We start from the raw sequence: 21,066 nt of genomic DNA on the forward strand, positions 1-21,066 counted from the left end.
ATGAGCGCAACCGACCTGACCCTCAAGCCCGGCCAGTTGAGCCTGGCCCAGTTGCGCGCCGCCTACCGGCAGCCGCTGCGCCTGCGCCTCGACGACAGCGCGGGCGCCGCCATCGACGCCAGCGTGGCCTGCGTCGAGTCCATCGTCGCGCAGGGCCGCACCGCCTACGGCATCAACACCGGCTTCGGCCTGCTGGCGCAGACCCGCATCGCCAGCGCAGACCTGGAGAACCTGCAGCGCTCGCTGGTGCTGTCGCACGCCGCCGGCGTGGGCGAGCCGCTCGACGACGCGATGGTGCGCCTGATCATGCTGCTCAAGGTCAACAGCCTGGCGCGCGGTTTCTCCGGCATCCGCCGCGAGGTGATCGAGGCGCTGGTCGCGCTGGTCAACGCCGAGGTCTATCCGCACATCCCGCTCAAGGGCTCGGTCGGCGCCTCGGGCGACCTCGCGCCGCTCGCGCACATGTCGCTGGTGCTGCTGGGCGAGAGCCAGGCGCGCCACCGCGGCCAGTGGCTGCCGGCGCGCCAGGCGCTGGAAGTGGCCGGCCTGCGTCCGCTGACGCTGGCGGCCAAGGAAGGGCTGGCGCTGCTCAACGGCACGCAGGTCTCGACCGCCTACGCGCTGCGCGGCCTGTTCGAGGCCGAGGACCTGTTCGGCGCCGCGCTGGTGTGCGGCGGCCTGAGCGTGGAGGCCATGCTCGGCTCGCGCGCGCCGTTCGACGCGCGCGTGCATGCCGTGCGCGGCCAGCGCGGCCAGATCGACGCGGCCGCGGCCTACCGCGCGCTGCTCGGCGAGAGCAGCGAACTGGCGCGCTCGCACGCGGACTGCGACAAGGTGCAGGACCCGTACTCGCTGCGCTGCCAGCCGCAGGTGATGGGCGCCTGCCTGACGCAGTTGCGCCAGGCCGCCGAGGTGCTGGCGGCGGAAGCCAACGCGGTGTCCGACAACCCGCTGGTGTTCGCCGCCGAAGGCGACGTCATCTCGGGCGGCAACTTCCACGCCGAGCCGGTGGCGATGGCCGCCGACAACATCGCCCTGGCCATCGCCGAGACCGGCTCGCTGTCCGAGCGCCGCATCTCGCTGATGATGGACCGCCACATGTCGCAGCTGCCGCCGTTCCTGGTGGCCAACGGCGGCGTCAACTCCGGCTTCATGATCGCGCAGGTCACCGCCGCCGCGCTGGCCAGCGACAACAAGGCGCTCGCGCATCCGCACAGCGTCGACAGCCTGCCGACCTCGGCCAACCAGGAAGACCACGTGTCGATGGCGCCCAACGCCGGCAAGCGGCTGTGGGCGATGGCCGAGAACGTGCGCGGCATCCTCGCGGTGGAATGGCTGGGCGCGTGCCAGGGCCTGGACTTCCGCGAAGGGCTCAAGAGCTCGCCGCCGCTGGAGCAGGCGCGCGCGCTGCTGCGCGCCGAGGTGCCGTACTACGAGAAGGACCGCTTCTTCGCGCCCGACATCGAGGCGGCCAGCCGCCTGCTGGCCGCGGGCGGGTTGAACGCGCTGCTGCCGGCGGGGCTGCTGCCCAGCCTGTGACGCCGCGCGCGTCAGGGCGCGCCATGCCATGACGCCCGGGGCGGCGCGCGCGGATGCCCGCCCGCGCCGCCCGCAAACGGGCGCGACAGAACAATGACCCGGAGACAGAACAGATGCAGATGCAACAGCAGCCGCAAGGCCTGCAGCGCAGCCTGGGCGCGCGCCACATCCGCTTCATGGCGCTCGGTTCGGCGATCGGCACCGGACTTTTCTACGGCTCGGCCTCGGCCATCCAGGCGGCCGGCCCGGCCGTGCTGCTGGCCTACCTGATCGGCGGCGCCGCGGTCTACATGGTGATGCGCGCGCTCGGCGAGATGGCGGTGCGCAACCCGGTGTCCGGCTCGTTCGGCCAGTACGCCAACACGGCGCTGGGGCCGCTGGCGGGCTTCCTGCTCGGCTGGACCTACACCTTCGAGATGGTCATCGTCTGCCTGGCCGACGTGACCGCGTTCGGCATCTACATGGGGTTCTGGTTCCCGGACGTGCCGCGCTGGATCTGGGTGCTCGGCATCGTGTTCCTGATCGGCGGCCTCAACCTGCTCAGCGTCAAGGTCTTCGGCGAGCTGGAGTTCTGGCTGTCGCTGCTCAAGGTCGGCGCCATCGTCGCCATGATCGGCGGCGGCGTGGCCATCATGCTGTTCGGCCTCGGCATGGCCGGTGGCGGCGCTGCCACCGGCATCCACAACCTGTGGGCGCACGGCGGCTTCATGCCCAACGGCGTGGCTGGCGTGATCGCTTCGTTCGCGGTGGTGATGTTCGCCTTCGGCGGCATCGAGATCATCGGCATCACCGCCGGCGAGGCGCGCGACCCCGAGCGCGTGATTCCGCGCGCGATCAACGCGGTGCCGCTGCGCATCCTGCTGTTCTACGTGCTCACGCTGGGCGTGCTGATGTCGCTCTATCCGTGGCACCGCGTCGGCAGCGAGGGCAGCCCCTTCGTGCAGATCTTCAGCCGCCTGGGCATCGGCTCGGCCGCGGCGGTGCTCAACGTGGTGGTGATCTCGGCGGCGGTGTCGGCCATCAACAGCGACATCTTCGGCGCCGGCCGCATGCTGTACGGCATGGCCGTGCTGCGCCACGCGCCGCGCGCGTTCGCCCGCGTCTCGCGCAACGGCGTGCCGTGGATGACGGTGGTGGTGATGGCGCTGGCGCTGCTGGCCGGCGTGGTGCTGAACTACGTGATGCCCGAGGACGTGTTCGTGCTGATCGCCTCCATCGCCACCTTCGCCACGGTCTGGGTGTGGCTGATGATCCTGCTGTCGCAGTTCGTCATGCGCCGGCGCATGAGCCGCGCCGAGGCGGCCGCGCTCAAGTTCCCGGTGCCGTTCTGGCCGCTGGCGCCGCTCGCGGCGATCGGCTTCATGCTGTTCGTCTTCGGCGTGCTCGGCTGGTTTCCGCAGACCCGCGCCGCGCTCGCGGTGGGCGCGGTCTGGCTCGCGCTGCTGGTGGCGGCGTGGTGGCTGTGGGTGCGGCCGCGCCGCGATCCGCACGGCGAGCCCGCGCTGGCGCCGGACTGACCTCGCGCCATCTCCCCGACGCCCCCCGGCGCCTCGCCGCGCGGGCGCCATGATTACATCGTTCCAGGCAGACATCATGCTCATCGACAACACCGCCCCCGGCGCCGCGGCCCTGCAAGGCGCCGCGCCCGCGCCGCTGTCCCGCTTCAAGGCCATCGCCGCCATCACCATCGGCAACGGCCTGGAGTTCTACGACTTCGTGGTCTACAGCTTCTTCGCCACGCTGATCGGCCGCCTGTATTTCCCGGTGGCCGACGCCACCGGCCAGTTGCTGCTGTCCTTCGCCACCTTCGGCGTGGGTTTCCTGATGCGCCCGCTCGGCGGCCTGCTGATCGGCATGTACGCCGACCGCGCGGGCCGCAAGCCGGCGGTGGCGCTGACGCTGTGGCTGATGGGCCTGAGCGCGGTGATCTTCGTGGTCACGCCGACCTACGCCCAGATCGGCATCGCCGCGCCGGTGCTGATCCTGCTCGCGCGGCTGGTGCAGGGCTTCGCCATCGGCGGCGAGATGGGCGCGTCCACCGCGCTGCTGCTGGAGTACGCCGACGACCGCTCGCGCGGCTTCTACACGAGCTGGCAGCCGTTCAGCCAGGGGCTGGCGGCGCTGCTCGGCGCGCTGGTCGGGCTGCTGCTTAGCAACGTGCTCGCGCCCGCGGAGCTGGAGGCGTGGGGCTGGCGGGTGGCCTTCGCCATCGGCATCCTGGTGATCCCGGTGGGGCTGGTGATCCGCCGCCGCCTGGAGGAGACCGCGCCCGCGGCCCATGCGTCGGAGCACGCCTCGTCCATGCAGCTGCTGCGCGAGCACGGCCGCGCGTTGGCGGCCAGCGTGCTGCTGATGATCGGCGTGGCCTCGTCGACCTACATCGTGGTCTACTACCTCAGCAACTACGCGGTGTCGCAATTGCACATGCCGCTGTCGCTGGGCATCTGGGCGGCCTGCGTGGCGGCTGGCGTGCAGGTGGTGCTGTCGCCGTTCGCGGGCCGGCTGGCCGACCGCTTCGGCCGCCGCCCGGTGGTGCTGTGGTCGCGCGTGGCGCTGCTGGCGATGATCTATCCCGCCTTCGTGCTGATCAACGCCGAGCCGGGCCTGGCGCGCCTGCTGGTGGTGGTGGGCTGCCTGTCGGTGCCGATGTCGCTGACCTCGCCGGCCTCGATGGTGCTGGTCAGCGAGGTGCTGCCGCAGCGCCTGCGCGCCACCGGGCTGTCGATCGCGTATTGCGTCGCCATCGCCATCTTCGGCGGCTTCGCGCAGTTCTTCTCGACCGAGCTGATCCACCTCACCGCCAACCCGAACGCGCCGGCCTTCTACGTGATCGGCTGCGGGCTGGTCTCGCTGGCCGGGCTGGCGATGGTGCCGGAAACGCTGGGCCGCCGCCTGTCATGAGCGGGATGGCCTTGCCGCATTGCGCGCACCATTGCGCGCACGCCGTCTGGCGCGGGCGCACCGACGGCAACGAGCGCGGCGACACGCGGCGGCTGTTCGACGTGGTGCGCACGGGCACCGCGCGCGTGCCGGGCGCGCCGGTGCTGCTGGGCTTCTGCTGCGACGCCGGCGTGCTGCGCAACCAGGGCCGCGCCGGCGCCGCGGGCGGCCCGCACGAGATCCGCCGCGCGCTGGCCGGCGCGCCGGCGCACGGCCTCGAAGCCTTCCACGATGGCGGCGACGTCATCTGCGCCGACGGCGACCTCGAAGCCGCGCAGCAGGCGCTGGCCCGCGCCGTGGCCGCGGAACTGGCGCGCGGCGCCTTCACGCTGGTGCTCGGCGGCGGCCACGAGATCGCCTGGGGCACGTGGCAGGGCCTGCGCGCGCATCTCGACGCGCGCGGCGACAACGGCCGCGTGCTGGTGCTCAACCTCGATGCGCATTTCGACCTGCGCACGGCCCGCCCCGGCAGCTCCGGCACGCCGTTCGACCAGATCGCCGAAGCCTGCCGCGCGCGCGGCCAGCGCTTCGAATACAGTTGCCTGGGCGTGAGCCGGCTCGGCAATACCGCGGCGCTGTTCGCGCATGCCGACGCGCTCGGCGTGCATTACGTGGAAGACGTGCTGATGCAGGAGCGGCACCTCGACGCGCGGCTGGAAGCACTGCGCGCGCGCATCGACGCGGTGGATCACGTCTATCTGACGATCGACCTCGACGTGCTGCCCGCGGCGGTGATGCCGGCGGTGTCGGCGCCCGCGGCCTATGGCGTGCCGCTGCCGGTGGTGGAGGCGGTGGTGGAACTGGTGCGCGCCAGCGGCAAGCTGCGCGTGGCCGACCTCGCCGAATTCAATCCGCTGTACGACCGCGATGGCTGCGGCGCGCGGGCGGCGGCGCGGCTGGCGTACCGGCTGCTGGCCTGATCGTTTGGATTTTCTTGCTTCCCTCTCCCGCGCGCGGGAGAGGGAAGGCCGCCATCGGCGGCCGGTCCGTCAGCGGATCACCATCTGCGTGAACGGATGCACATACGCCTGCAGCGTGATGAACAGGCCGACCAGGATCGCCAGCGAGATCGAGTGGAAGAACACGTAGCGCAGGATCTCGCCCTCATGGCCGTACCACTTGGTGGCGGTGGACGCCACCACGATGGACTGCGCGTCGATCATCTTGCCCATCACGCCGCCCGAGCTGTTGGCCGAGGCCATCAGGATCGGCGACAGGCCCAACTGTTCCGCCGTGGTCTTCTGCAGGCCGCCGAACAGCACGTTGGAGGCGGTGTCGGAGCCGGTCAGCGCCACGCCCAGCCAGCCCAGCATGGTGCCGAACAGCGGGTAGAGCACGCCGGTGTGGGCGAAGGCCAGGCCCATCGTGGCGTCCAGGCCCGAGTAGCGGGTCAGGTAGCCGATGCCGAACATCGCGCAGATGGTCAGCAGCGAGTACTTCACCAGCTTGATGGTTTCCCAGTATTCCTTGATCAGGCGCGGCACCGAGTAGCCCATCAGCAGGCCGCCCAGCAGCGCCGAGGCCAGGATGCCGGTGCCGGCCATCGACAGCACGTTGAAGGCGAACACCGCGCCTTCGGCGGTGGGCTTGGGCACCACCGGCGGCACCTTGAGCACGGCCTTGTCGAGGCCGGGGATGGGGAAGCGCCACTGCCAGATGCCGTCCATCAGCTTCTTGAATTCCGGGATGCCCCAGACGAACACGAACACCGTCAGGATCACCCACGGCACCCATGCCTTGACCACCGAGATGCCGGCGGAGGCGGCGTTGGCGCGCGCTTCGGCGGCCACCGCTTCGGGGTCGTCGACCTTGGAGTCGTCGTGGCGGCCCAGGATGCGCGTGGAGGTCCAGGTCTCCTTCGGCTTCCAGACTTTCAGGAACAGCGTCAGCGAGCCCATCGACACCAGCGCGGCGATCACGTCCACCAGCCACGGGCCGTGGAAGTTCGACACCAGGAACTGCGGCACCGCGAACGACACGCCGGCCACCAGAATGGCGGGCCAGATCGCCAGCATGCCGCGGAAGCCGGCGAAGGCCCAGATCAGCCAGAACGGCACCAGCACCGAGAAGAACGGCAACTGGCGGCCGACCATCGCCGAGAGCTGCAGCAGGTCGAGGCCCGTGACCGAGGCCAGGCCGATCAGCGGCGCGCCCAGCGCGCCGTAGGCCACCGGCGCGGTATTGGCGATCAGCGCCAGGCCCGAGGCGGCCAGCGGCGAGAAGCCGAGGCCGATCAGGATGGCGCCGGTCACCGCCACCGGCGTGCCGAAGCCGGCCGCGCCCTCGAAGAACGCGCCGAAGCTGAACGCCACCAGCAGCAGTTGCAGGCGGCGGTCCTCGGTGATGCCGGAGATCGAGTTCTGCAGCACCCGGAACGAGCCGTTGAGCGTGGTCAGGCGGTGCAGGAAGATGATGTTGAGGACGATCCAGCCGATCGGGAACAGGCCCGAGACGATGCCCAGGCCGGCCGCCTTGCCGGCCATCGCGGCCGGCATGCCGAACACGGCGGAGGCGATGACCACGCCCACCACCAGCGCCAGCCCGGCGGCCAGGTGGGCCTGCAGGTGAAAGAACGCCAGTGCTGCCAGCAGCACGGCCACGGGTACCCCTGCGGCAAGCGTGGACAACGCCATGCTGCCTAGCGGGTCATAGATTTGACTCCACATGTCTGCATCCTCCTCGGGTTGGGCGGCAGGTTTTCTTTGCTTCGGCTCCGGCCTGCCATGTCTCAGCGGTTTATCGGCTGTTTTCTTTTCTCGGCTGCTTCTTCGTCCGTTCAGCGGCTCTTGCGGTGCTCGTGACGCTGGTCGCGCTGGCCGCGTTGGCCGCTTTTCCCGGTTTCCTGCCCCGGACCACGCGGGCCGCCTGTGGGACAAACTTCGGATTCTAAGGAGGGGTTCCCGCCGCGCCGCCCTAAATCGGATCATCACCCCCATGAACCGGATTCACGGATCAGGGTTTGCCTGGGGGCAGGGCGGGGCACGCCGCGCACCCCCGGGAGGTTACTCCAAACGTGCCGATCCGCAAATGCATGCCGGCGCGGGCCGGCGGTGGCAGAATGCGCTGATGTCCGCCAGTATCCGCCAGTGTCCGCCAGTGTCCGCCGCCGGCGGCGCCGCGCGATCCCGAAGGAGCCTTGCCATGCCGTTCGCCATGCCGCTTGCCATCTCCCACGCCATCCCGGGCGGAGCCCTGTTCGCCGCCTTCGTGCTGGCCAGCCTGGTGCTGGCGGTCACGCCCGGGCCCGCCGTGATCTACATCGTCACGCGCACGCTGTCGCAGGGCCGCCGCAGCGGGCTGGCCTCGGTGGCCGCCGTGGCGCTGGGCAATCTGGTCAACGCGCTGGCGGCGGCGCTGGGGCTGGCGGCGCTGTTCGCGGTGTCGGCGCTGGCGTTCGCGGTGGTCAAGTACGCCGGCGCGGCCTACCTGGTCTACCTCGGCGTGCGGGCCCTGCGCGCGCGCTCGGCGGCGGACGCCGGCGGGGCGGTGCCGGCGGCCAGCCTCGGCAAGGTGTTCCGCGACGGCATGGTGGTGGCCATGCTGAACCCGAAGACCACGCTGTTCTTCGCCGCCTTTCTGCCGCAGTTCATGGACGCGGCCGCGCCCGCGCTGCCGCAGAGCATGGTGCTGGGCGCCACGTTCGTGCTGGTCGCGTCCTTTACCGATTGCTGCTACGTGCTGGCCGCGGCGGCGCTGCTGCCGCTGCTGGGGCGCGCCCGCGGCGCCAGCGCGGCGGGCCGCTACGTCACGGGCGGGGCGCTGATCGGGCTGGGCGTGCTGGCGGCGGTGTCGGGCGGACACCGCGCCAGGTAGAAGACCGGGAAGATGGCGGCTGGCCGCTCAGGCCAGCGGCAGCACGAGGATGCCGGACGCGGCCGGACGCGCGCGCATGGCGGCCACCCAGCGCTCCAGATGGGGGCGCGGCTGGCGCTGCGCCGGCATGCCCAGCCAGCGGTGGGCCGAGCAGGCCAGCGGGATGTCGGCCATCGTGAAGCGGTCGCCGCAGATGAATTCGCGGTCGGCCAGCGCTTCGTCGAGCCGGGCCGCGAGCGGCTCGGTGCGCGCCAGCGAATGCGCGATCAGGGCCTGGTCGCGCTCGCCTTCCGGCACCCGCACGAGCTGGCGGAAGGCATCCACCATCGCGGGGCTGAAGGTATTGGTCTGCCAGTCCATCCAGCGGTCGGCCAGCGCGCGCGCCTTGACGTTGCCGGGCCACAGGGTGTCTTCGCCGTCATGCGCGCACAGGTAGCGCACGATGGCATTGGACTCCCACAGCACGAAGGGCTCGCCGCCCACGTCGGTGCCGCGGAAATCCTCGATCACCGGGATCTGGCGGTTGGGGTTGAGGCGCACGTAGGCCTCGGTGTCGAGGTCGCCCTCGCGGATGCCGATGTCGATGCGCTCGTGGTCCAGGTGCAGCTCGCGCGCGCACCAGACCACTTTCTGCACGTTGATCGATGAGAGTCGACCCCAGATACGCAGCACGAACACGTCTCCCTTGGCTGTGCCAGGCCCGTGCGAACGGGCGATGGCCGCTATCTTGCCATGAAGCCCGCCGCGCAGGTATCAGCCAGGAGGCCGAGCCGCGCGGCGTGCGGCGTTCAGGCTGCCCTGGCCTGCGGCGCCTGCTTGGCGATGGCCTCGCGGAACAGCGTGCCGAGGATGGCCACGCCCTGCTCGATGCGCTCCGGCGCCACCGTCACGAAGGCCAGGCGCAGCGCGTTGCGGCGCGGGTTGCTGGCGTAGAACGGCGCGCCCGGCACGTAGGCCACGTTGCGCTTGACCGCTTCCTGCAGGATCTCCATGCTGTCCAGCCCTTCGGGCAGCTCCATCCAGATGAACATGCCGCCTTCCGGCGCGTTCCAGCTCACGCCCTCGGGCATGTGGCGCGCGAGCGAGTCCAGCATGGCCTGGCATTGCGCGGCGTAGAGCGTGCGGATGGTGGGGATGTGCGAATCCAGCAGGCCGTCGCGCACCACCTCGAACGCCAGGCGCTGCGTGAAGCTCGGCGTGTGCAGGTCCGAGGCCTGCTTGGCCTGGCACAGCTTGAAGTGCAGGTCGGGCGGGGCGATCACGTAGCCCAGGCGCAGGCCGGGGGCCAGGATCTTGGAGAACGAGCCCATGTAGATCACGCCGTCCGGGTTCATCGAAAGCAGGCTCGGCAGCTGGTCGCCGCGGTAGCTCAGTTCGCCGTAGGGATCGTCCTCGACCAGCAGCAGGCCCAGCTCGCGCGCGCGCGCCACCAGCGCCTGGCGGCGCTCCAGCGGCATGCGGCGGCCGGTCGGGTTCTGGAAGTTGGGCAGCGCGTACAGGAAGCGCGCGCCGGCGGTCAGCTCGGGCGTGAGCGCCTCGGGCAGCAGGCTCTTGTCGTCGCCCGGCACCGAGACGAACTCCGGCTCGAACAGCGAGAACGCCTGCAGCGCGCCGAGGTAGCTGGGCGTCTCCACCAGCACCGGGCTGCCCGGGTCGATCATCACCTTGGCGATCAGGTCCAGCGCCTGCTGCGAGCCGGTGGTGATCAGCACGCGCTCCACGCCCACGTTGTGGCGCCTGGCGACGAACTCGCGCAGCGGCATGTAGCCCTCGGTGGCGGCGTACTGCAGCGCGGCCTGCGGGTTGTCGGCGAAGATCCGGGCTACCGCCTGCTCCATCGCCGCTACCGGGAACGTGGCCGGGGAGGGCAGGCCGCCGGCGAAGGAAATGACTTCCGGACGCTCGGTGACTTTCAGGATTTCGCGGATGGCCGAGCTGGTCAGAGCTTGTGCCCGGCGGGAGATGGCCCAGTTCATGATGGTCTCTTGGTATGGGTATGGGAGTCGGGCGCGCCCGACTCAGTCAACGATAAAAAGCCGCGCGCCGGTCGGCGTGGACGAACGGTGCGGCTCGGCCTGGTCGGCGACCTGGTAGCTCGTGCCCGCGCGGAGCACGAACTGCCGGCCGTCTTCCAGCTCGGTATGCAGCTCGCCGTCCAGCACGAACAGGATGTGGCCCTTGGTGCACCAGTGGTCGGCGAGATAACCGGCAGAATACTCCACCATGCGCACTCGGATATCGCCGAACTGGCGGGTGCGCCAGAGGGCTTCGCCGGTCTCGCCCGGGTGGCGGGTCGGGGCGACGGCGGACCAGTCGGTGGTGCCGAACGGCAGGTTGTCGATGCGCATGGGAAAGGCGGGGGTTCGTTTGTCTGTCGTGGCGGGCCGGCCGCGCGGGATGCCGCGCGCCGGCCCGGTGGCCGGGGCTTACTTGACCTCGACGATCAGTTCGATCTCGACGCAGGCGCCGAGCGGGATCTGCGCCACGCCGAAGGCGCTGCGGGCATGCTTGCCGGCGTCGCCGAACACTTCGACGAGGAACTCCGAGGCGCCGTTGGTCACCAGGTGCTGCTCGGTGAATTCCAGCGTGGAGTTGACCAGGCTCATCAGCTTGACGACGCGGGTGACGCGGTTCAGGTCGCCGAGGTGCGCGTGCAGCGTGGCCAGCAGGTCGATGGCGATGGCGCGCGCGGCGGCCTTGCCGTCTTCGGTGGTGAGGTCCTTGCCGAGCTTGCCGGCCCACGGCTTGCCGTCCTTGCGCGCGATGTGGCCGGAAAGGAATACGGTGTTGCCGGTCTGGGCGGCCATCACGTAGGCGGCGGCGGGGGCGCCGGCGCCGGGCAGTTCGATGCCGAGGCGGGCAAGGGTGTCGTAGACGGACATAAGGTCTCCTGTCAGTGGGGTCGTCCCGGAGGGATGGGGTGGAGTTCTTCGGCGGCGGGCGCGGGCACGGGACCAGCGGGGGCGCTGCGCACGGCGGTACGGCGGCCCGCGGCAACCACGCCGATCACCGCCACCGCGAAGGCGAGGGTGGCGGCGTCGAGCGGCTCGGCCAGCATCAGGGCGCCGCCCGCCAGCGTGAGGAACGGCTGCAGCAATTGTATCTGGCCCACGCGCGCCACGCCGCCTTTTGCGAGCCCGGCGTACCAGAACAGGAAGCCGACGAACATCGAGAACACCGACACATAGCCCACGCCGAGCCACGCGCGCGGCGAGGCGGCGGCGATCTGCCCGGCATGCGCGAGCGCCAGCCAGGCCACCAGCGGCAGCAGCGCCGGCATCGACACCGCCAGCGCCCAACTGATGGTCTCCTGCCCGCCCAGCTCGCGCGACAGCTTGCCGCCTTCGGCATAGCCCAGCGCGCCGAGCACCATCGCGGCGAACAGCAGCCAGTCGGCGTGCTGGAGCCCGCCGGCGCCCTGCCACAGCGCGAAGGCCACCACCAGCGCGCTGCCCGCCGCGGCCGACAGCCAGAAGCCCGCCGACGGGCGCTCGCGCCCGAACCACGCGGCGAACACGGCGGTGGCCAGCGGCAGCAGGCCGGTGATGATGGCGCCGTGCCCGGCCGGCACCTCGCGCATGGCCAGCGAGGAAAACAGCGGAAAGCCCACCACCACGCCGAGCGCGGTCACGGCCAGCCGCCACCACTGGCTGCCGCGCGGGCGGCGCGCGGCGGCGAAGGCCCCGCGCTGCCACAGCAGCAACAGCGCCAGCACGCCGGCCACCACGGCGCGGCCCAGCGCGACCAGGGTGGCATCGAGCTCCGCCACCGCCATGCGGGTAAACGGCAGCGTCTGGCTGAACACGGCCACGCCGACGAAGCCCAGCAGCATGCCGCCGCCGTGGCCGGCGTGCGGGGCCGCGCCGGGGCGGGGCAGGGAGGCGGATCGGGTCGTCATCGCGATACCTCAGTGAGACATGGGGCCGCCGGACCGCGCGATCCACAGCGCGGTCAGCGCCAGCGCCAGCCCCATCGCGCGGTTGAACCAGCGGATGCGGTCGCCAACCTGCAGCCAGTGCCGCAGGCCGGCGCCGAGCGCGCCGTACACGCCGTTGCTGACGAAGCCGAACACGGCGAACACCGCGCACATCAGCAGCACCCGGCGCAGCGGCGACTGCGCGCCGGCCATGTAGGAGGCGGCCGTGGCCAGCGCCAGCATCCACGCCTTGATGTTGGCGTATTGCAGGATCACCGACTGCCACACCGACAGCGGGCGCAGCACCTGCTTGTCGGCCAGCGCGGCGCTGCGCGCCAGCCGCAGCGCCAGCCACAGCAGGTACAGCACGCCCGCCGCGCGCACCAGCAGCCCCAGCGCCGGGCTGGCCAGCACCAGCGCGCCCACGCCGGCGGCGCACAGCGCCACGATGCTGGCAAAGCCGAAGGCCACGCCCACGCAGTGCGGCAGCGTGGCACGCAGGCCGAAGTTGGCGCCGGTGACGGCGGCGATGGTGGTGTTGGGGCCGGGCGTGAAGGCGCCCACCGCCAGCAGCGTGAGCAGCGCGGCGAACTGCGCCATCGACAGCCCGGCCAGCAAGTCCGGGCCCGCGAGCGCGCCCGTCATGCCGCGAACTGCACCACCACGCGGCGGTTGGTGCGGCTCTTCTTTTCGATCTTGGTCACGACCACCGCGCCGATCTCGCCGGTGGCGGCCACGTGCGTGCCGCCGCACGGCTGGCGGTCCACGCCGGGAATCTCGATGATGCGGATGGCGCCGCTGCCGGCCGGCGGCGCCGCGCCCACGGTGCGCACCAGTTCCGGCTGGGCGGCCAGCTCCGCGGGCGTGATGAGGTCGATGCGCACGCGGCTGTCGGCGCCGATCAGCGCGTTGAGCCGCTCGGTCAGATCGCCCTTGTCGAGCGTCGATTCGGGCAGGTCGAAGTCGATGCGCGCCGAGTCCGGCGAGATGCCGCAGCCGGTCACGGGCACCGGGATCAGCGAGCCCAGCAGGTGCAGGCAGGTATGCAGGCGCATCAGGCGGTGGCGGCGCTCCCAGTCGATGGCGACGGCGACGATGTCGCCCGGCTCGGGCAGCGCCGAGCCCGGCGCCGGCACGTGCAGGATGCGGCTGCGGTCCGGCGAGTAGATGGTCTCCAGCAGCGCGACGGTGGCGCCGTTGGCCAGCCGGAGCGTGCCGGTGTCCCCCGCCTGGCCGCCGCTGCGGGCATAGCACACGGTCTGGTCGAGCTCGATGCCCTCGGCGTGCACGGCCACCACGGTGGCGGTGCAGTTGCCGAGATAGGCGTCGTCGTCGAAGCGTTTGCGGGTGGTGGGGGGCATGGCTCAAATCTCCTGCGGTCGTTGTTCTTGTGGTGAATGCGGTACTGCCGGTACTGCCGGTGTTGCCGCCGGTGCTCAGCGCAGCGTGCGCACGCCGTCCGGCGTCTCGATCTCGGCGCTCAGCTCGGCTTTGTCGCCGGGCTCCAGCGCGATCAGCGCGCCGCCGCCCAGCCATTGCAGCGCGCGCCCGAGCCGCGCCGCCTGCGGATGGCGCCCGCGCAGCGCGCGCAGGGCCAGGCCCTGGCCGGGCAGCCGCGCGGACGGATGGAGCGGCACGTCCCACTGGATCAGCGTGGGCAGCACGCCGTCGCCGGCCACGGCCGGGCCGTCCTCGTCGGCGGGCCAGCCGGGCAGGCTGCCGTCCTCGGGCACCGTGATGCGCCAGCGCAGGTCGCCGCGTGTCATCGGGATCACCGGGGCGATGCGCGCCGGGTACTGCGACTGCCACAGCGACAGGTCGGCCGGGCGCGCCACGCGCGCCGCCCAGTTCAGCAGGAACGGGCCCCCGCGCAGGCGCGCCTGGACCGCCTCGCCGTCCAGGCCGAACCAGCGCGGGCGCGCCGGCGCCGGCGCCGCGGGGTCGATGGCGATGATTTCCAGGTAGATCCCGCCGAACAGGCCGAGCAGGCGGTTGTGCGTGCCCATGCCGGGATGGGCGCCACCCGGCTGCGCCGGCACGCCCAGCGCCTCGGCGACATGCTGCGCGCCCGCCTCGAGCGTGGCGGCGGCGATCACGAGATGGTCGAGAGCTAGCGTCATTGTGTGTTGATGGTAGTGAAGGTTGTCGGTACAGTACCTATACAGTTATGCAGATCATTCACAGTACAGTGGCGGGAGCACGACATGAACAGCGACGACCTGGCCGCGCCGGGCCTCAAGGATAAGGCAGGCGCCGCCGCCGGGGGCGTGACGGCCGAGGCGCCGCGCCCGCTGCGCCTGGTGCCGCCGCCGACCGAGCGCATGCCCAGCCCGGTGCCGTCGGCGCAGATGACGCTGGTGGAGCAGTTGACCGAGTGGGCGCGGCTGCGCATCGACGAGCGCATCTTCCGCGCCGGCATGCGCATGCCCTCGATCCGCCAGCTGGCGCAGGACAAGGGCATTTCCCGCTTCACCGTGGTGGAAGCCTACGAGCGGCTGGTGGCGCTGGGCTATCTGGAGTCGCGCCGCGGCTCCGGCTTCTACGTGCGCGAGCGCACCCCGCAGGCGCCGGCGGTGGCGCCGGTGGCCACCGGCTCGCGCAATATCGACGTGACCTGGCTGCTGCGCAGCATGTATCACTCGAGCGAGCCGCACAAGTCGCCCGGCCAGGGTTTCCTGCCCAACGACTGGCTCGACGGCGAGCTGGTCGCCAGCGCGCTGCGCGGGCTGGGCCGCCAGCCGGGCAGCCATTTCCTGGTCAGCGGCACGCCGCAGGGCTTCCTGCCGCTGCGCCAGCAGTTGCGCAACCGCCTGGCCGAGCTGGAGATCGGCGCCGCGCCCGAGCAGATCGTGCTGACCTCGGGCATCACCCAGGCGCTCGACCTGATCGCCCGGCTCTACCTGCGCGCCGGCGACGCGGTGCTGGTGGGCGACCCGGCCTGGTTCGTGATGTTCGGCCGTTTCGCCGCGCAGGGCGCGCAGCTGATCGGCATGCCCTACACCGCCGAAGGCCCGGACCTGGAGGCGCTGGAGCGCATCCTGCAGGCGCGCCGGCCGCGCCTGATGGTGATCAACTCGGTGCTGCACAACCCGACCGGCACCTCGCTGTCGGCGGCCAAGGCCTTTCAACTGCTGCGGCTGGCCGAGCAGTACGACCTGCTGATCGTCGAGGACGACATCTACTGCGACCTGTGCCCGCCCGGCCATGCGGCCACGCGGCTGGCCAGCCTGGACCAGCTGCGCCGCGTGATCTACCTCGGCAGTTTTTCCAAGACGCTGGCCGCCAACCTGCGCGTGGGCTTCATCGCCGCGCACCCGGAGACCGCCGCCAGCCTGACCGACAGCAAGCTGCTGGCCGGCCTGGCCTCGCCGGAAATCAACGAGCGTGTGCTCTACAAGGTGCTTACCGAAGGCCACTACCGCAAGCACGTGGAGCGCGTGCGCGCGCGCCTGGACCGCGCTCGCGACGACACCCGCCGCACGCTGGAACGCATGGGCCTGGCGCTGTTCCCGGGCCAGCACGCCGGCATGTACCTGTGGGCCGACACCGGGCGCGACACCAACGCCATCGCCACCGCCGGGCACGAGGAAGGCTACCTGTTCGCGCCCGGCAGCCTGTTCTCGCCGTCGCAGATGCCCTCGGGCTGGATGCGCTTCAACGTCGCCAGCAGCCAGGACGCGGGCATGCTGGCCTTCCTGGCGCGCCAGCTCGAGCGCCGCTAGCCGCACTTGAAATCCGGGCCCCGCGCCCCTATGTTCCGGGACACCGCCCCGGCGCCAGCGCGCCGCGGCCAGGGAACCGGATTCCCGTTCCAGCCAAGTCAGCCAAGTTAGCCAAGAGGAGAACCATGACCGCACCGCACGAGACGATGAGCTTCCAGGCGGAAGTGAAGCAATTGCTGCACCTGATGATCCACTCGCTGTACAGCAACAAGGAAATCTTCCTGCGCGAGCTGATCTCCAATGCTTCGGACGCCACCGACAAGCTGCGCTTCGAGGCGATCGCCAACCCGGCCCTGCTCGAGAACGACGCCGACCTCGCCATCCGCATCGAGGCGGACGCCAAGGCCCGCACGCTGAAGATCACCGACAACGGCATCGGCATGAGCCGCGACGAGGCTATCCGCAACCTCGGCACCATCGCCCGCTCGGGCACCAAGGAATTCTTCCAGCAGCTCTCCGGCGACCAGCAGAAGGACGCCGCGCTGATCGGCCAGTTCGGCGTGGGCTTCTACTCGGCCTTCATCGTCGCCGACAAGGTCACGGTGGAAACGCGCCGCGCCGGCCTGCCCGCGAGCGAGGCGGTGCGCTGGGAAAGCGCCGGCGACGGCGAGTTCAGCGTGGACGCCATCGACCGCGCCGAGCGCGGCTCCACCATCACGCTGCACCTGCGCGAAGGCGAGGACGATTTCCTCTCCGCGTGGAAGCTCAAGGGCATCATCCAGAAATACTCGGACCACATCTCGCTGCCGATCCGCATGCCCAAGGAAGTGTGGGACGCCGACACCAGCGCGTACAAGGAAACCGGCGAGTGGGAGAGCGTCAACCAGGCCAGCGCGCTGTGGACGCGCTCCAAGTCCGACATCACCGACGAGCAGTACACCGCGTTCTACCAGCACATCTCGCACGACAACCAGGCCCCGCTGGCGTGGACCCACAACCGCGTCGAAGGCCGCAGCGAATACACCCAGCTGCTGTACGTGCCGGCGCGCGCGCCGTTCGACATGTTCGACCGCAACCACAAGGGCGGCCTCAAGCTCTACGTCAAGCGCGTGTTCATCATGGACGAGGCCGAGCAGCTGCTGCCGTCCTACCTGCGCTTCGTCAAGGGCGTGGTGGATTCGGCCGACCTGCCGCTCAACGTGTCGCGCGAACTGCTGCAGGAAAGCCGCGACGTCAAGGCCATCCGCGAAGGCTGCACCAAGCGCGTGCTGTCGATGCTGGAGACGCTGGCCGACAGCGACGACGAAGCCGAACGCGTCAAGTACGCCACCTTCTGGGAGCAGTTCGGCCAGGTGCTCAAGGAAGGCCTGGGCGAGGACGCCGGCAACCTCGAGCGCATCGCCAAATTGCTGCGCTTCGCCTCCACGCACCAGGACAGCGCCGAGCAGAGCGTCGCGCTGGCCGCCTACGTGGGCCGCATGAAGGAAGGCCAGGACAAGATCTACTACGTCACGGCCGATAGCTGGGCCGCGGCCAAGTCCAGCCCGCACCTCGAAGTGTTCCGCAAGAAGAGCATCGAAGTGCTGCTGCTGACCGACCGCGTGGACGAATGGATGCTGTCCTTCCTGCGCGAGTTCGACGGCAAGGAACTGGTGTCGGTCGCGCGCGGCGACCTCGAGCTCGGCGCGCTGGCCGACGCCGACGAAAAGGCCGAGCAGGAGAAGGCCGAAGGCGACTGGAAGGAAGTGCTCGAACGCGCCAAGGCCGTGCTCGACGGCAAGGCCAAGGACGTGCGCGTGACGCTGCGCCTGACCGAATCGGCTTCGTGCCTGGTCTCCGACGAAGGCGACATGAGCGGCTACCTGCAGCGCCTGCTCAAGCAGGCCGGCCAGAAGGCGCCCGACGCCCAGCCCATCCTGGAGCTGAACCCGGACCACGCGCTGGTGCGCAAGCTGCGCGCGCTGGCCGAGGCCGGCCCCGCCGACGAAGCCTTCGGCGACCGCGTCCACGTGCTGTTCGACCAGGCCCTGCTGGCCGAAGGCGGCACGCTGGAAGATCCGTCGGCCTACGTGCGCCGCATCAACAAGCTGCTGGCCTGACGGTCGGTCCCGGCCGCCCTCCCTTGCCGCGCGGGGGAGGGCGGCGTCTGCATCCGCGATGACAGCACTCCCGCAACAGACAACGGCGCTCAAGCGCTGCTTCCCGCCCGTGGTCGACGCCGGCACGCGCGTGCTGATCCTGGGCAGCCTGCCGGGCGAGGCGTCGCTGGCGCAGGGGCAGTATTATGCGCATCGGCAGAATGCATTTTGGCGGTTGGTCGGCGACGTCCTCGGTGAGAATCTGGTTCACATGGGTTACGCCGCGCGATTGCAAACGCTTCTGGTGCATCACGTTGGTCTATGGGACGTCGTAGCTGAGGCCAAGCGGGAAGGCAGCTTGGACAGCAACATACGCGATCATGCTGGAAATGACCTAGTGGGTTTGGTCGAGTCGCTACCAAAGCTGAACGTAGTCGCGTTCAATGGCGGTACGGCAGAGCGTATTGGTTTGAAGGCCCTCGGGCAGCGTGGTGGCAACCATCGCGTCGTCAGGCTTCCTTCGAGTAGTCCTGCCCATACTATGCCGTATTCGGAAAAACTGCGTGCTTGGCAGGAGCTGCGGATATGGTTGGCAAAGGCTCGTTGACGTTTCGGTGCCAACACATTCGATTTTTGTTAACTACTGTATGGCGCGAGTTGTCACCGGCCCACGCTTTCCGATCATCGCAGGGACGGTCCAGGAGATGCGGCCGCAGGGCATCTAGGCTCACTGGTATGTACGGAACTGCTGGCCGAGACTGGGCGGTGTCCCTGGCGGCTTCCTAGGTAATCCAGGAAGCGTCTGACTATCTTGAAACGCTGAGGAACTAAGACTGGAGACCCATCGATGCTAGATAAGAGAGTAGCTCTAACGAGTGCAGACTTTCTTGAAAAGACCAGCGAACAACTTAAGTTCCTCATTAAATCGGCAAAGGCGTACGACGAAGGGGATCATTCGGAGGCGGTCCGCATGGCGACGTCTCTTCGCGTCCTGTTGAATAGTAGCGGTAAAGACAATATTTCATTGCTTCGCCATCTCAAAGGAACGGACTGGCGGTTCATTGATACCGGCTTCACTTATTCCGCGAGCAATCTGATGACTCATACGGGTCTTGTATCGCTCCAAGCGTCGGAAGCCCAAGCCCGGTTTATTCCACTCATTACGTCAGGTCTTTCAACACCGCGCGCGATCCGAACTCCCTATCCGGATTGGTGGCGACAGTCTGTGGTGATACGAGACAAGGATGGGAACAAGTTCACTCGCTGGCATCTCGTCGATTGGGTAGCAAATCAAGATGGTGGCGCGCATGTCGATGCATCGCTTGCAGATAGCTACTACAAGCTCAAGCGCTTAGATGGGACTGGTTGGCGTACATCGATAGGGGATATAGATGTTCCCGTGATGGGTGTGATAGATGCGAGCATCCGACAGATCTCCCATGAATGCATTAGGACGTTTGAGCGAAAATTGCCAACTATCGTGCCCACAGGGCTATACGGCATCGCATGATTGATCTCGTGGCGAATGTTGATCCGTATCGCTAAACGTCACTCAAGAACCGTTACCGCAGTCATCCTTACCGGTGATTCGATCAATGCCAGTAGAAAATCTTTTTACGGAAACGGTCTCGCCCGAAGCTCTGCGTGTGCGATCCGAAGCCGTGTTGTGGATGCGCAAGCAGATGGCGCAGCGTGGCTTGACATTGGCTGACCTAATGGCGGCAGGCTGTTTCGCCGCTCAGAGTTGTAGGGCCGACGAGAAAAGATCGACGGCGCGGTATCGAAGTGCTGATGGACAGAGTTGGGAGGGTAAGGGCGCATGCCGGATTGGCTCCGGCGAGTGCTCAATGCTGGACAGAGTATCGAGTATTTCGGAATGAGCTAGCGCTGCAGCGCAGTGGCGAAAATTTACGAAATACAATTGGTCTTGAGAGGCATCGAAGAACCCGGAAGGATGCGAGTACTCGTGTCGAAAATTCGGCGCCTAGAAGGGATTCATACATGCTGCGATTCCATATTTCCCCGATACGAAAGACACCTAAAAAGTTCTTGCGATGACATCGATAGGCTTCATTCCTCGAAAACGTCTCCGATGGATTCCTGTGTCAGAGAGACTGGCTCACGAGTATTGCTATTTCTTGCATGATGCCTGCGTCGGGATGCTGGGAGAGTATGAGAAAGCGCAGGCACATTTCGTACGCTTCGATTTCGTCAGCAAAACAGAATCTGCCCATTTCGAGGAAGTTGCACAAGCAGAGGATGCTGTGGCCGGGCTACGAGCAATTGGCCGTCTTGAGGAGGCGCGCAGAGTGGCTTTGAACTCCATCACCATGGCCATGGTGTCCGACTGCATGCACCATGTCTTCGAGGCTTTGCATTGCATGGAAAAACGGAAGTTTGTCGTCGCCCTTAATTTGCTTCGCAAACCACTTCTCGACAGCCTGGTATTTCTTTCGTGGATGTTGGGGGACGAAGAGGACTTCTACCGAGTCTTTGCCGAGCAATCTCCGATGGGGCTGACAGGAAAGGCCGTCGGAAACCGTAGGGCCGAGATACTTGCCCTCGCCTTATCCAAGACCGAGGTCGAGGATACGATCTCGGCTGAATGGCTAGACGCGGTGCTTTTTGACTCCGCTAACCAGAGTGGGCTTTATTGGCTACTTCAACGAGCTGTTCACCTCATCACGGCACAAAGGATCGAGCTTCGCACTGAGCCGGAAAACTTCAATTTCATTTTTAAACCGCACACTGATGACGATGTGTACATCGGGGTCTATGATGCGTTGCCAGGCGTGCTCCTCTATCTAAGCCATGTGGTAGCAAAGTTATTTCAATGCATGCAGCCGTGGGATGATGGGGCAAGAGACGCCTTTACTGTGAGGTCAATCTACGGCTTTCATCTTGTTCGCCGGGATGACATGGGTCTCGAAATCCAGCGCAAGCTTTCCGAACTATCGAAGCACATGATTTGCGATGCGTGCGGTACGCCCGCCAGGCCTACGTACCATAATGTCGGTCGCATCTTGTTGAACGAATCGTTTAGATGTGCTTCGTGTCGTCGGGTTACACCATTCCCTTTCGCTTGGCTGTTTTAGCCGCAAGGCTTGCTCGCGATTGT

19 protein-coding genes are annotated in these 21,066 nt (G+C 68.5%); 10 read left to right on the forward strand and 9 right to left on the reverse strand.

Features of this window, described 5'->3' with window-relative positions; genetic code table 11:
* The 4 genes from hutH to hutG all read left to right on the forward strand — a co-directional run bounded on the left by hutH (nucleotide 1) and on the right by hutG (nucleotide 5,399).
* On the forward strand, nucleotides 1–1,539 hold the full coding sequence (hutH, locus tag KF708C_RS07300; RefSeq protein WP_059411327.1) for a histidine ammonia-lyase: 1,539 nt from the start codon (nucleotides 1–3) through the stop codon (nucleotides 1,537–1,539).
* Nucleotides 1,540–1,658: 119 nt separating this feature from the next.
* Nucleotides 1,659–3,056, forward strand: a complete 1,398-nt coding sequence (locus KF708C_RS07305; RefSeq protein WP_059411384.1) for an amino acid permease — start codon at nucleotides 1,659–1,661, stop codon at nucleotides 3,054–3,056.
* A gap of 76 nt (nucleotides 3,057–3,132) precedes the next feature.
* Nucleotides 3,133–4,440 (forward strand): MFS transporter, encoded by a 1,308-nt coding sequence (locus KF708C_RS07310; RefSeq protein WP_020200813.1) that lies wholly within the window; start codon nucleotides 3,133–3,135, stop codon nucleotides 4,438–4,440.
* Nucleotides 4,437–5,399 (forward strand): formimidoylglutamase, encoded by a 963-nt coding sequence (gene hutG / locus KF708C_RS07315; protein ID WP_059411328.1) that lies wholly within the window; start codon nucleotides 4,437–4,439, stop codon nucleotides 5,397–5,399. Before KF708C_RS07310 ends, hutG begins: the two co-directional genes overlap by 4 nt.
* A 69-nt stretch (nucleotides 5,400–5,468) precedes the next feature.
* Here hutG and KF708C_RS07320 read toward each other — a convergent pair whose 3' ends face one another.
* A complete protein-coding gene (locus KF708C_RS07320; RefSeq protein WP_029043147.1) occupies nucleotides 5,469–7,145 on the reverse strand; it encodes an L-lactate permease in 1,677 nt (558 codons plus the stop codon).
* Nucleotides 7,146–7,620: 475 nt separating this feature from the next.
* On the opposite strand from KF708C_RS07320, the gene KF708C_RS07325 reads away from it, so the two are divergent.
* Nucleotides 7,621–8,292 carry a LysE family translocator gene (locus KF708C_RS07325; RefSeq protein WP_059411329.1) on the forward strand — a complete coding sequence of 224 codons (672 nt, stop codon included), beginning with the start codon at nucleotides 7,621–7,623 and terminating at the stop codon, nucleotides 8,290–8,292.
* A 27-nt stretch (nucleotides 8,293–8,319) separates the two neighbouring features.
* Here KF708C_RS07325 and KF708C_RS07330 read toward each other — a convergent pair whose 3' ends face one another.
* The 8 genes from KF708C_RS07330 to KF708C_RS07365 all read right to left on the reverse strand — a co-directional run bounded on the left by KF708C_RS07330 (nucleotide 8,320) and on the right by KF708C_RS07365 (nucleotide 14,328).
* Complete coding sequence (locus tag KF708C_RS07330) at nucleotides 8,320–8,964, reverse strand: glutathione S-transferase family protein (RefSeq protein WP_029043146.1); 645 nt, start codon at nucleotides 8,962–8,964, stop codon at nucleotides 8,320–8,322.
* 116 nt (nucleotides 8,965–9,080) lie between these two features.
* On the reverse strand, nucleotides 9,081–10,268 hold the full coding sequence (locus KF708C_RS07335) for an aminotransferase-like domain-containing protein (RefSeq protein ID WP_020200808.1): 1,188 nt from the start codon (nucleotides 10,266–10,268) through the stop codon (nucleotides 9,081–9,083).
* A 42-nt stretch (nucleotides 10,269–10,310) separates the two neighbouring features.
* Nucleotides 10,311–10,640, reverse strand: coding sequence for a DHCW motif cupin fold protein (locus tag KF708C_RS07340; RefSeq protein ID WP_020200807.1), 330 nt, complete (start codon nucleotides 10,638–10,640; stop codon nucleotides 10,311–10,313).
* A 78-nt stretch (nucleotides 10,641–10,718) separates the two neighbouring features.
* Nucleotides 10,719–11,174: a RidA family protein gene (locus tag KF708C_RS07345; RefSeq protein ID WP_020200806.1), complete on the reverse strand. Its 456-nt coding sequence runs from the start codon at nucleotides 11,172–11,174 to the stop codon at nucleotides 10,719–10,721.
* An 11-nt stretch (nucleotides 11,175–11,185) separates the two neighbouring features.
* A complete protein-coding gene (locus KF708C_RS07350) occupies nucleotides 11,186–12,190 on the reverse strand; it encodes a DMT family transporter (protein WP_059411330.1) in 1,005 nt (334 codons plus the stop codon).
* Nucleotides 12,191–12,199: 9 nt separating this feature from the next.
* Complete coding sequence (locus KF708C_RS07355) at nucleotides 12,200–12,853, reverse strand: LysE family translocator (RefSeq protein ID WP_020200804.1); 654 nt, start codon at nucleotides 12,851–12,853, stop codon at nucleotides 12,200–12,202.
* On the reverse strand, nucleotides 12,850–13,569 hold the full coding sequence (locus KF708C_RS07360; RefSeq protein ID WP_059411331.1) for an alanyl-tRNA editing protein: 720 nt from the start codon (nucleotides 13,567–13,569) through the stop codon (nucleotides 12,850–12,852). Before KF708C_RS07360 ends, KF708C_RS07355 begins: the two co-directional genes overlap by 4 nt.
* 75 nt (nucleotides 13,570–13,644) lie before the next feature.
* Nucleotides 13,645–14,328: a VOC family protein gene (locus KF708C_RS07365; RefSeq protein ID WP_029043145.1), complete on the reverse strand. Its 684-nt coding sequence runs from the start codon at nucleotides 14,326–14,328 to the stop codon at nucleotides 13,645–13,647.
* Nucleotides 14,329–14,529: 201 nt separating this feature from the next.
* Between KF708C_RS07365 and KF708C_RS07370 the strand changes: the two genes are divergently transcribed.
* The 5 genes from KF708C_RS07370 to KF708C_RS35520 all read left to right on the forward strand — a co-directional run bounded on the left by KF708C_RS07370 (nucleotide 14,530) and on the right by KF708C_RS35520 (nucleotide 21,043).
* Complete coding sequence (locus KF708C_RS07370) at nucleotides 14,530–15,930, forward strand: aminotransferase-like domain-containing protein (RefSeq protein ID WP_370552796.1); 1,401 nt, start codon at nucleotides 14,530–14,532, stop codon at nucleotides 15,928–15,930.
* A gap of 125 nt (nucleotides 15,931–16,055) precedes the next feature.
* Nucleotides 16,056–17,969 carry a molecular chaperone HtpG gene (gene htpG / locus KF708C_RS07375; RefSeq protein WP_059411332.1) on the forward strand — a complete coding sequence of 638 codons (1,914 nt, stop codon included), beginning with the start codon at nucleotides 16,056–16,058 and terminating at the stop codon, nucleotides 17,967–17,969.
* A gap of 58 nt (nucleotides 17,970–18,027) precedes the next feature.
* Nucleotides 18,028–18,555, forward strand: a complete 528-nt coding sequence (locus KF708C_RS34395) for a DNA-deoxyinosine glycosylase (protein ID WP_082079462.1) — start codon at nucleotides 18,028–18,030, stop codon at nucleotides 18,553–18,555.
* A 240-nt stretch (nucleotides 18,556–18,795) separates the two neighbouring features.
* Nucleotides 18,796–19,458 carry a hypothetical protein gene (locus tag KF708C_RS35515; RefSeq protein ID WP_156173755.1) on the forward strand — a complete coding sequence of 221 codons (663 nt, stop codon included), beginning with the start codon at nucleotides 18,796–18,798 and terminating at the stop codon, nucleotides 19,456–19,458.
* A 592-nt stretch (nucleotides 19,459–20,050) separates the two neighbouring features.
* Nucleotides 20,051–21,043 (forward strand): hypothetical protein, encoded by a 993-nt coding sequence (locus KF708C_RS35520; RefSeq protein WP_156173756.1) that lies wholly within the window; start codon nucleotides 20,051–20,053, stop codon nucleotides 21,041–21,043.
* The last annotated feature ends 23 nt before the right edge of the window (nucleotides 21,044–21,066 follow it).

It is taken from the genome of Cupriavidus basilensis (assembly GCF_000876015.1).
Classification (GTDB): domain Bacteria; phylum Pseudomonadota; class Gammaproteobacteria; order Burkholderiales; family Burkholderiaceae; genus Cupriavidus; species Cupriavidus basilensis_B.